This window comes from Streptomyces sp. WAC04114, assembly GCF_019733245.1.
Classification (GTDB): Bacteria; Actinomycetota; Actinomycetes; order Streptomycetales; family Streptomycetaceae; genus Streptomyces; species Streptomyces massasporeus_A.
Genome location: NZ_JAIGQA010000241.1, coordinates 1 through 9912, shown reverse-complemented (window position 1 = coordinate 9912; position 9912 = coordinate 1). Strand labels below are relative to the sequence as shown.

Annotated in this window: 10 protein-coding genes; 6 read left to right on the top strand and 4 right to left on the bottom strand. The window is 70.5% G+C overall.

Features of this window, described 5'->3' with window-relative positions:
* Positions 1 to 210: 210 nt before the first annotated feature.
* Positions 211 to 690, top strand: coding sequence for a single-stranded DNA-binding protein (locus K4G64_RS36130; RefSeq protein ID WP_221760115.1), 480 nt, complete (start codon positions 211 to 213; stop codon positions 688 to 690).
* A 283-nt stretch (positions 691 to 973) separates the two neighbouring features.
* A complete protein-coding gene (locus K4G64_RS36125) occupies positions 974 to 2383 on the top strand; it encodes a Cys-Gln thioester bond-forming surface protein (protein ID WP_221760114.1) in 1410 nt (469 codons plus the stop codon).
* A 253-nt stretch (positions 2384 to 2636) separates the two neighbouring features.
* Here K4G64_RS36125 and K4G64_RS36120 read toward each other — a convergent pair whose 3' ends face one another.
* Both K4G64_RS36120 and K4G64_RS36115 read right to left on the bottom strand, forming a co-directional pair.
* Positions 2637 to 3122, bottom strand: coding sequence for a DUF5959 family protein (locus tag K4G64_RS36120; protein WP_221760113.1), 486 nt, complete (start codon positions 3120 to 3122; stop codon positions 2637 to 2639).
* A 374-nt stretch (positions 3123 to 3496) separates the two neighbouring features.
* Positions 3497 to 4036: an HAD domain-containing protein gene (locus tag K4G64_RS36115; protein WP_221760112.1), complete on the bottom strand. Its 540-nt coding sequence runs from the start codon at positions 4034 to 4036 to the stop codon at positions 3497 to 3499.
* Between the two features lie 243 nt (positions 4037 to 4279).
* On the opposite strand from K4G64_RS36115, the gene ettA reads away from it, so the two are divergent.
* From ettA to K4G64_RS36100, 3 genes are read left to right on the top strand one after another with little or no spacing between them, the layout of a single operon-like run.
* Positions 4280 to 5944: an energy-dependent translational throttle protein EttA gene (gene ettA / locus K4G64_RS36110; protein WP_190898842.1), complete on the top strand. Its 1665-nt coding sequence runs from the start codon at positions 4280 to 4282 to the stop codon at positions 5942 to 5944.
* 6 nt (positions 5945 to 5950) lie between these two features.
* The gene (locus tag K4G64_RS36105; protein ID WP_031105280.1) at positions 5951 to 6364 is read left to right on the top strand and encodes a thioesterase family protein; all 414 of its coding nucleotides are present in this window, start codon (positions 5951 to 5953) and stop codon (positions 6362 to 6364) included.
* Entirely contained in the window at positions 6361 to 7029 is a 669-nt protein-coding gene (locus K4G64_RS36100; protein ID WP_221760111.1) for a hypothetical protein, read from the top strand. Before K4G64_RS36105 ends, K4G64_RS36100 begins: the two co-directional genes overlap by 4 nt.
* Before the next feature lie 18 nt (positions 7030 to 7047).
* On the opposite strand, the gene K4G64_RS36095 is transcribed toward K4G64_RS36100, so the two are convergent.
* Positions 7048 to 7461, bottom strand: coding sequence for a globin (locus K4G64_RS36095; RefSeq protein WP_189588835.1), 414 nt, complete (start codon positions 7459 to 7461; stop codon positions 7048 to 7050).
* Positions 7462 to 7559: 98 nt separating this feature from the next.
* Between K4G64_RS36095 and K4G64_RS36090 the strand changes: the two genes are divergently transcribed.
* On the top strand, positions 7560 to 8543 hold the full coding sequence (locus tag K4G64_RS36090; protein ID WP_221760110.1) for a methyltransferase domain-containing protein: 984 nt from the start codon (positions 7560 to 7562) through the stop codon (positions 8541 to 8543).
* A gap of 21 nt (positions 8544 to 8564) precedes the next feature.
* Here K4G64_RS36090 and K4G64_RS36085 read toward each other — a convergent pair whose 3' ends face one another.
* Complete coding sequence (locus K4G64_RS36085; RefSeq protein ID WP_260461458.1) at positions 8565 to 9899, bottom strand: FHA domain-containing protein; 1335 nt, start codon at positions 9897 to 9899, stop codon at positions 8565 to 8567.
* Positions 9900 to 9912: the final 13 nt, after the last annotated feature.

The following is a 9912-nucleotide window of genomic DNA, read 5'->3' as shown; positions in this document are numbered from 1 at the left end:
CCCCGGCCCTGTCCGGCACACGCTCGACCTCACCCCGCCCCACTCGCCGCCACCGTGTGGGTGACGGAGTTGTCCACAGGCGGACGGCGATCCACAGCGCTCAGCGGGCCCGGCCCGGCGGCGGCAGTCTGGCAGACACAGCCGTACGGGAGGGGCCCGTACGCGTGTCGGCCCGGTGCTTTGCCGCACCCGGGCGAGGGAGGCTTCGCTATGAACGAGACGATGGTCTGCGCGGTCGGCAGGGTGGCGACGCAGCCGGTGTACCGGGAGATGGCGTCCGGCCCGTCGGCGAGGTTCCGGCTGGCGGTGACCGCGCGCTACTGGGACCGCGAGAAGAACACGTGGACGGACGGGCACACCAACTTCTTCACGGTGTGGGCCAACCGTCAGCTGGCCACGAACACGGCGGCGTCGCTGACGGTCGGCGAGCCCGTGATCGTGCAGGGCAGGCTGAAGGTGCGGACCGACGTACGCGAGGGGCAGAGCTGGACGTCGGCGGACATCGACGCCGTGTCGATCGGACACGATCTGGCCTGGGGCACGTCGGCCTTCAGGCGCGCCGCCAAGGCAGCGGAGACGGCGACCGTGCCGACACAACCGGAGCCCAACTGGGAAACCCCGCCCCATGGTTCGGAGGCGCCGACGGAATCCGAGGAGCAACATCGTTCGGCGACGGCCGTATTGACGTGACGTCAATCATCGTGCCGTGTCCGCCCGCCCGAACTGCGGCCTATCGGCCGGTGCGCGCCGATCGGTCAGGGGTGGATTTGTCGATAAGCCCTGCCCATCAGGGATCTTGGCGATAACGATTCCGAGTCGGATCACTCGTCCGACCGTCTGACCGGCGGGCGGGGTTCCCCGCGTCCCTAGGATGCCGGACATGGTTCTCGGGTCTCTTGTGTCCTGTGAGGCCTCTGATTCTGCTGGTGGGACCGTCCCCCCACGTCAACGGTCCTGCTCGAAGGGGAATTCGGTGTTTGCTTCGTTCTCTGAGGTGTTCGTACGCAGGCGAGCGGCGGCCCGTCTCGCCACCGCGACAGTGGTGTCCGGGCTCGTCGCCGCAGGCGGTCTGGCCGGTGCCGGACGGGCGGTCGCCGACGAGACGACACAGAGACAGGGCGGAGCGGCCGCGACGATAGGCGGCCTCAAGACGTACGGCGCGGCCGTCATACCCGCCGGCACCGGCGACCAGGAGATCTCGGCGGGCCTGTTCGAGATGTCCGTCGACGGCGGCGGCATGCTCCAGACGTACTGCGTCGACCTCCACAACCCCACGCAGCGGGACGCCAGGTACCACGAGACGTCCTGGAGCGGCACGTCCCTGGGCGCCAACAAGGACGCCGGCAAGATCCGCTGGATCCTGCAGAACTCCTACCCGCAGGTCAACGACCTCGCGACGCTCGCTCGCAAGGCGGGTGTGCGTGGACCGCTGACCGAGCAGGACGCCGCGGCCGGCACGCAGGTGGCGATCTGGCGCTACTCGGACGACATCGCCGTCGACGCCCTCGACCCGCAGGCCGAGCAGCTCGCCGACTACCTGGAGAAGCACGCCCGCAATCTGCCCGAGCCCCGTGCCTCGCTCACCCTGGAGCCCTCCGCGGTCTCCGGGCGGCCGGGGGAGCGGATCGGACCGGTGACGGTGCGCACCAACGCCGGCAGCGCGACGGTCACCCCGCCGGCGGATGCCGCCACGAGCGGAGTGCGGGTCGTCGACAAGCAGGGCAAGGCCGTCACCTCCACGCTCGACGGCGGGCAGGTGTTCTTCGACGTCCCCGCGGAAGCGGCAGCCGGTACGGCGGAGCTGACCGTGCAGGCGTCGACCACCGTGCCGGTCGGCCGGGCCTTCGCTTCCGAGAGCCGCAGCCAGACGCAGATCCTGGCCGGTTCCAGTGAGTCGACGGTGTCCGCGACGGCCGGGGCGACCTGGGCGAAGCAGGGCCCGATCCCCGCGCTGTCGGCGGCGAAGAACTGCGCCGAGGGCGGCGTCGACATCATCGCCTCCAACAAGGGCGACGAGCCGTTCACCTTCGAACTGGCCGGTCTGGAGCACACCATCGCCGCGGGCGAGTCCCGCACGGTGACGGTCCCGATCCAGGAGGACCAGGCCTACGACTTCACGATCCACGGCCCCGGCGGCTTCGAGAAGCGCTTCACCGGCATGCTGGACTGCCAGACCCGCGGCAGCGACACCGGCACGACCACCCAGACCCTCAGCGAACCGAGCCCGGCCACAGTGGGCGGCACGGCCCCCGACACCAACCTCGCCGAAACGGGCGGCTCCGGCATCACCCCCCTGATCGCGGGCGTCGCCATCGGCCTGGTCCTGATCGGCGGGACGACCCTGATCGTGCTGCGGCGCAAAGAGGCGGCGGCCGGGGAGTGACGGCGGCGCTCGGCCGACCGCTGCATCATCTGCGTCCGATGACAGCGGCCGCCGGTCAGCCGGGTCGACGCCGGAGGCCTCTCTGTGGCACGCCCGCTCCACCGTGTGTGGGGCGACGGCAGACGGGATGGGAGCCTGGGACAGTGGTGGGTTGAGGTTCACGGGAACCGCTCCGCCAACCGCTGGCTAGGGTGCCGCTTGAGAAAGGGGCGATCGAGAGCGCTCGTACGCACAGCGGCACGGCACAGTCTTGCTATGGGTGTCGCTTTCGGTTCGGACTCCACTCGAAGACACCGAAGGAGGGTTCCACGACCTCGCGGGGCCAGCGTCGGCGAACCTCGTCCAAACGGCGACGCTGATCATCTATCCAGCCCTCTTCGAGGGCCACGGGCACTGTCACTGTCGCCATAGAACTCGGTACGTCGTCAACGATGACCTCGGGGCAGCCACGTTCTCCCTCAAGTTGGACTCTGATCTCGGGCGCGCGACCTCCCATCCATCTGATGTCCTGCCCCGCCGCCAACGAGTCGAGAGCTGCTTCCCATTCGACCAGGTCGGTAGGCAAGAGCCACACTTCCAGTTGCCCACTGACGAACCCGGTCGTTACCAGGACGTTCGCAGTCAGAGTGTCGTGGCCTGTCAGCACCCCCGGCGTATCCCGTCCGGTCACCTGTACGACGACGCTATTACCCTCGTCGTCGGCGAGGCGAATAAGGTCTACGGCTTCTTGCCCGGTCATGTTCCCTCATTCTTGGCACCGTCCATCTCCGCGGCCTCGGAGCGGCCCAACGCACGACAGGCTAGCTCCGACCACCGACACCGACTTCCGTACAGCAGCGAAGTACAGCAACCACGGCAATCCCGTGCCCGGGGCGCACAGGTCGAAGCCCTACTGGCACTCGCCGCAGCCATCGCCGGTCGTCAGACGGGATCGTCAATGCAACCACCACCGTCGAAGCGGTAGTCGGGCCGTCTGGAGGGGACCACATGCCCACGAGTCCTCAAGCGATCACGACCCCAGTCGAATACGTGTCGAAGTTGCCGAGGCGAGATCGGCATCCCCCGCTTGTGTGCACGTCAACGGCACGAGGTGCAACGAGCCCCGGGGCTCTTCTAAGCGCCTGCCCCTCGGCTGGCTCCCAGCGCGCCGAGCCAATCGGCGAACACGGAGAAGTCGGCTTCTTCCAGGCCTTTGGCCGGGTCGACGCGATGAAGAAGTGACGGACCAGGATGCCGGGCAGCGACCCAGATGCGGTCCATGCTGCTGATCTCGTCGTCGACCCAGATGAACGGCCGGCACCTGGCCCACTCGACGAGACGAGGGGTCTTCCAGTGCAGGCCCAGCGGACTGCGGTCGGCGTCGGCATCGGCGTCCCGCCACTCGACGACGGGAAGCCTTGGCAGTCCGATGCGTGGGGCGACGGCTTCGTTCGCCTCTTCCATCCATGTCGAGGCCCACACGAGATCACAGTCCAGGGCCGTGAGACGCGATCCAAGATCAGGGGCAAGGCGCCCAAGCAAGGGGTTCCCTTGTCCGACGGACACCTCAGAGTCGGAAGCCGGGGCTTGCAGGCCGCTGAAGTCGGCACCGAACGGGATAAGGGGTCCGTCGACGTCGAGGAAGAGGATGGGGCGCTCCGCTGCGCTTGTCACGGCCGCACCATAGTCCGGCGTGGCGGGGCAGGCGACACTTCCTGTCCTGGTCCGTCTCTGGGCCGTGCGAGGGCGCCCGAGGTCGATGAACGGCGACCGACAGTGACAGGCGAGTCTCAGTCGTCCATCACAAAGACCCAGGTCAGGCCCGCGCAGCTATACGCGTTTCCGCCCAGGGGTGGCGGTACGGCAAGATGGGGTGTATCTGCCCACTGCCAGTTTCAAGCTGCCGGACGGTTTCTCTTGGCTGAGTTCATTTACACCATGCGCAAGGCGCGCAAAGCGCACGGCGACAAGGTGATCCTCGACGACGTGACGACCAGCTTCCTGCCGGGGGCGAAGATCGGCGTCGTCGGCCCGAACGGCGCCGGCAAGTCGACGATCCTGAAGATCATGGCCGGCATCGAGCAGCCGTCCAACGGTGACGCCTTCCTCACTCCCGGTTACACGGTCGGCATCCTGCTCCAGGAGCCCCCGCTGACCGAGGACAAGACCGTCCTGGAGAACGTCCAGGAGGGTGTCGCCGGGATCAAGGGCAAGCTCGACCGGTTCAACGAGATCGCCGAGCAGATGGCGACCGACTACACCGACGAGCTCATGGAGGAGATGGGCAAGCTCCAGGAGGACCTCGACCACGCCAACGCGTGGGACCTGGACGCCCAGCTGGAGCAGGCCATGGACGCCCTGGGCTGCCCGCCCGGCGACTGGCCCGTCACCAACCTCTCGGGTGGTGAGCGCCGCCGCGTCGCGCTGTGCAAGCTGCTGCTGGAGCAGCCCGACCTGCTGCTGCTCGACGAGCCCACCAACCACCTCGACGCCGAGTCGGTGAACTGGCTGGAGCAGCACCTGGCCAAGTACCCGGGCACCGTCGTCGCGGTCACCCACGACCGGTACTTCCTCGACAACGTCGCCCAGTGGATCTGCGAGGTCGACCGCGGTCGCCTCTACCCCTACGAGGGCAACTACTCCAAGTACCTGGAGACCAAGGCCGCCCGCCTCAAGGTCGAGGGCCAGAAGGACGCCAAGCGGCAGAAGCGGCTCAAGGAAGAGCTGGAGTGGGTGCGGTCCAACGCCAAGGGGCGTCAGGCCAAGTCCAAGGCGCGTCTGGCCCGCTACGAGGAGATGGCCGCCGAGGCCGACAAGATGCGGAAGCTGGACTTCGAGGAGATCCAGATCCCGCCGGGCCCGCGCCTGGGCAACGTCGTCGTCGAGGTCAGCAACCTCACCAAGGGCTTCGGCGACAAGCTGCTCATCGACGACCTCAGCTTCACGCTCCCGCGCAACGGCATCGTCGGCATCATCGGCCCGAACGGCGCCGGCAAGACCACCCTGTTCAAGATGATCCAGGGCATCGAGGAGCCGGACTCCGGCGCCATCAAGGTCGGCGACACCGTCAAGATCTCCTACGTCGACCAGAGCCGCGAGAACATCGACCCGAAGAAGTCGCTGTGGGCCGTCGTCTCCGACGAGCTGGACTACATCAACGTCGGCCAGGTCGAGATGCCGTCCCGTGCCTACGTGTCCGCCTTCGGCTTCAAGGGCCCGGACCAGCAGAAGCCGGCCGGCGTGCTCTCCGGCGGTGAGCGCAACCGCCTGAACCTCGCGCTCACCCTCAAGCAGGGTGGCAACCTGCTGCTCCTCGACGAGCCGACCAACGACCTCGACGTCGAGACCCTCTCCAGCCTGGAGAACGCGCTGCTGGAGTTCCCGGGTGCGGCCGTGGTCGTCTCCCACGACCGGTGGTTCCTGGACCGGGTCGCCACGCACATCCTCGCCTACGAGGGCGAGTCCAAGTGGTTCTGGTTCGAGGGCAACTTCGAGTCCTACGAGAAGAACAAGATCGAGCGGCTCGGTCCGGACGCCGCCCGTCCGCACCGCGCCACCTACAAGAAGCTGACCCGGGGCTGATCGATCTTGCGGCACATCTACCGCTGCCCGCTGCGCTGGGCGGACATGGACGCGTACGGCCACGTCAACAACGTGGTGTTCCTCCGCTACCTGGAGGAAGCCCGTATCGACTTCCTGTTCCGCCCGGAGAAGGACTTCAAGCAGGGGTCCGTGGTGGCACGCCATGAGATCGACTACAAGCGGCAGCTCGTCCACCGGCACCACCCGGTGGACATCGAGCTGTGGGTCACCGAGATAAGGGCCGCGTCCTTCACCCTCACCTACGAGGTGAAGGACGACGACCAGGTCTATGTGCGGGCCTCGACGGTGATCGTGCCGTTCGACTTCGAGGCGCAGCGCCCGCGCCGGATCACCGCGGAGGAGCGGGAGTTCCTCCGCGAGTACATGGATGACGCCGAGGAGGAGGCCGTCGCCGCATGACGGTGCTCCACCTCGCCGACGAGGGGGAGGCGGCGGATCTCGCGGCCTTCCTCTCCCGGCTGCTCCACTACGACCGTGGCGCCGCGGTGCGGCTGCAGGCGGCGGGCACCGCACTGGCCGTCTTCGGGCGCCCGCCGTCCTTCGAGGTGCTCGCCGTGCGGGCGGTGCGGCTGGCGAAGCCGTACGAGAAGGGTCTCGAGGTCACGCTGGACGTGACCGTGTCCGCCGGTGAGTTCCTGGAGACGGTGGACGAGAAGGCCGGCACGGCGCTCGTGCCGGGTGCGGTGACCGGGCCGCCGTGGGCGGGTGTGCTGCCGCCCCGCCGGGGCTGGCGGTCCGAGCCGGGGCTTCCCGCGCCGGACGCCCTGCGGTCCCTGGTCGCGGCCGTCGTCGCCGAGTTCCGCTCCCGCACCCAGGAGTTGCCCGCCGAGCTGCGGACCCGGACCGAGCTGGACCGGATCGGGGCGGACATCTGGTCCCGCACGGTCGGGGACACCCGGCTGCCCGTCCGGGCCGTGCACGCGGCGCACTCCCTGGGCTTCCTGCGGCCCGGGGTGCCGCTGGGGCTGCTCTCGTCGGGGGCGTGGCTGAGGCTGCGCACGCCGTACGGGTCCATCGCCGTACGACGTGCCGGGCTCGGGGCGCTGGACGTCAGCGTGCGCTGACCCGGCCCTCGACGGCCGTCAGCCCTCGGTGTTGACCATCGAGGCCGCCGCGTACGTCAGGTACTTCCACAGCGTGTGCTCGTGCTCCTCGGACAGCCCGAGTTCGTCGACGGCGACCCGCATGTGCTTCAGCCACGCGTCGTGCGCCGCACGGTCGACCGCGAAGGGCGCGTGCCGCATCCGCAGCCGCGGGTGGCCCCGGTTGTCGCTGTACGTCGTGGGGCCGCCCCAGTACTGGATGAGGAACAGCACGAGGCGCTCCTCGGCCGGGCCCAGGTCCTCCTCGGGGTACATGGGCCGCAGCAGCGGGTCCTCGGCGACTCCCTCGTAGAAACGGTGGACGAGCCGACGGAAGGTCTCCTCCCCGCCGACCTGCTCGTAGAAGGTCTGCTCCTGAAGCGTGCCGCGCCGAATCTCATTCACGCGATCCATGGTCTCAGACGCCCCGGCATAGGACTCAAGACCTAGGACCCCGCCCCTCCTGCCGGACCCCGCCCCTCCTGCCGGGACCCTGCCCCTACTGTGGAGACATGGGCGGTTACGCACCCGGCAGGGAGCTCGACGGTCTCGCCGCCGCCGCACGGGCGGCGCTGGTGCGGCGGATCGAGGCGAGCGGAGCCCTGGATGCCGATCCGGGCTGGCGGGACGCCTTCGCGACGGTCCCGCGGCACCTCTTCGTGCCGTACTACTACGTCGGCGTCGTCGGCGGCTACGAACGCCGCTGGGGCGAGAGTGCCGACCGCGGGGCGCGGGAGCGGTGGCTGCGGGGCGCCTACGAGGACACCCCGCTGGCCACCCGGCTGCGCGACGGCGAGCTGTTGTCCTCCAGCAGCCAGCCGTCCTTGATGGCGGACATGCTGACCGCGCTGGGCGTCGCGGACGGGCACACGGTGCTGGAGATCGGCGCCGGCACCGGCTACAACGCGGCGCTGCTGGCCCACCGGCTGGGCGACGACAAGGTCACCACCGTCGATCTCGACCCGGAGATCACCGAGTCGGCCCGCCGGCACCTGGCCGCGGCCGGATACCACCCGGTCGTCGTGACCGGTGACGGTGCCCGGGGTGTGCCGCAGCGCGCGCCGTTCGACCGGATCATCGCCACCTGCGCGCTGGGCGGCGTCCCGCGCGCCTGGGTCGGCCAGACCCGCCCGGGCGGCCGGATCCTCATGCCGCTCGCCACCGGCCTGATCGTGCTGACGGTGAGCGGTGGCGGACAGGCCGAGGGGCGGTTCCTGCACACGCCCGCCTACTTCGTGCCGCTGCGCGGCGCGGGCCGGCCCGGGGGAGAGCCGGTACAGCTGGGCGGGGTGCCGCGCCGGGCCCGGGAGGACGACCTGTTCCGCTTCCTGCTGGCCCTGACCCGCGGGATCCTCGACCCGCAGGAGGCGCACGCGCTCTGGGAGCAGGAGGGCAGGCCGCAGCGTGAGCGCTACGGCATCACCGTCAGCGAGGACAGGCAATGGGCCTGCCTGGACGACCCGGAGGGGCCGTACGCCTGGCCCCTCCCGTCGTGAACAGCCCTTCGCCGCGGCGGCTCAGCCGCGGCGGATCGTGATCGTCGTCCAGGCGCCCACGTGCACCCGGTCGCCGTCCTGCAGCGGTACGGGGACGAACGGCTGGATCGGTTCCTCCGAGCCGTTGACCGTGGTGCCGTTCGTCGAGTTCTGGTCGACGACCGCCCAGCTGCCGTCCGGCTGCTGGACCAGCACCGCGTGCTGGTGCGAGACGCCCGGGTCCTCGGGGGGCGTCGACAGGTCGATGTCGGGGGTGTCGCCGGTGGAGTGCCGGCGGCGGCCGATGGTGAGCTGGTTGCCGGTGAGCGTGCGCTGCTGCTCGGGCGAATACGCGGGCAGGTTCAGACCCGCGGCCTCGGGGCCGGAGCGATGCATCATCGCCATGAAGTAGTCGCGGTCCGGGCCGATGGTCGCGGTCCACGTGGCGGGCCCCTGCGGCGCCTGGGGCTGCTGGGGGAAGCCACCGGGGCCGGACGGGGCCTGGGTCGCGCCCGGCTGCGGGTAGCCGTAGCCGCCCTGACCGGGACCGCCGGGGCCACCCGGGCCCGAGGTCGGCGGGGAGATCACCCAGTCGTCTTCACCGCCGCCGAAGGACGGACCGCCCTGCTGCGGAGGCCGCTGGGTCTCCTGCGGGAATCCGGGCGGGGCCGGCGGACCGGACTGGTGGAAGGCCTGCGGAGCACCGGGACCGCCAGGGCCACCAGGACCACCGGGCCCGGGCGGAGGCGGGCCCGGCCGGGAGGGGTCGGCACCGAAGCCACCGGGACCACCGGGCCCGCCGGGACCACCAGCACCGGGAGGGCCACCGAAGGCGCCAGGGCCACCAGGGCCGGGCGAGGTCGGGGCAGCGCCCGGCTGCGGATAGCCGTAGCCACCGCCCTGAGGACCACCGGGACCACCGGGTCCACCAGGGCCGGGGCGGCCCGACGGGTCGCCGCCGAACGGCGGGATCGGCTCGGCCGGGCGGTTCATCTGTGACGGACGGGACCCCTGGTACTCGTAGGAGTCACCGCCGCCGTACGACGGGCCGGGGGGCGGGCCGCCCTGCCCGCCCGGTGGCTGGAAACGCGCGCCCGGGCCGGGCGGCGGGGCCGCTGGGGTGTACGACGTCGCCGTGTTCGTGAGGAAGTTCCACCGGCACTCCTCGCAGAACGGCGCGCCGCCCTCGCGCGGCGTACGGCACTGCGGGCAGAGCTCCGGCTCGGCGTTCGGCACGGCGGACAGGTGCGGCGGGCGTCCGCCGGGCTGGCCCCCGGGACCCTGCGGGCCACCCTGGCCGGCGGGGGGCGGGAAGCCGTAGCCACCGGGCGGCGGGCGCGTCGCGGTCGCCGACGCCACCACCCGCGAGCAGGCCAAGCAGGCGCTGCGC

Coding starts and splice junctions, on each gene's coding strand:
- K4G64_RS36120 (WP_221760113.1), bottom strand. CDS start 3,122: ATGACCGGGCAAGAAGCCGTAGACCTTATTCGCCTCGCCGACGACGAG.
- K4G64_RS36095 (WP_189588835.1), bottom strand. CDS start 7,461: ATGGATCGCGTGAATGAGATTCGGCGCGGCACGCTTCAGGAGCAGACC.
- K4G64_RS36130 (WP_221760115.1), top strand. CDS start 211: ATGAACGAGACGATGGTCTGCGCGGTCGGCAGGGTGGCGACGCAGCCG.
- K4G64_RS36100 (WP_221760111.1), top strand. CDS start 6,361: ATGACGGTGCTCCACCTCGCCGACGAGGGGGAGGCGGCGGATCTCGCG.
- K4G64_RS36090 (WP_221760110.1), top strand. CDS start 7,560: ATGGGCGGTTACGCACCCGGCAGGGAGCTCGACGGTCTCGCCGCCGCC.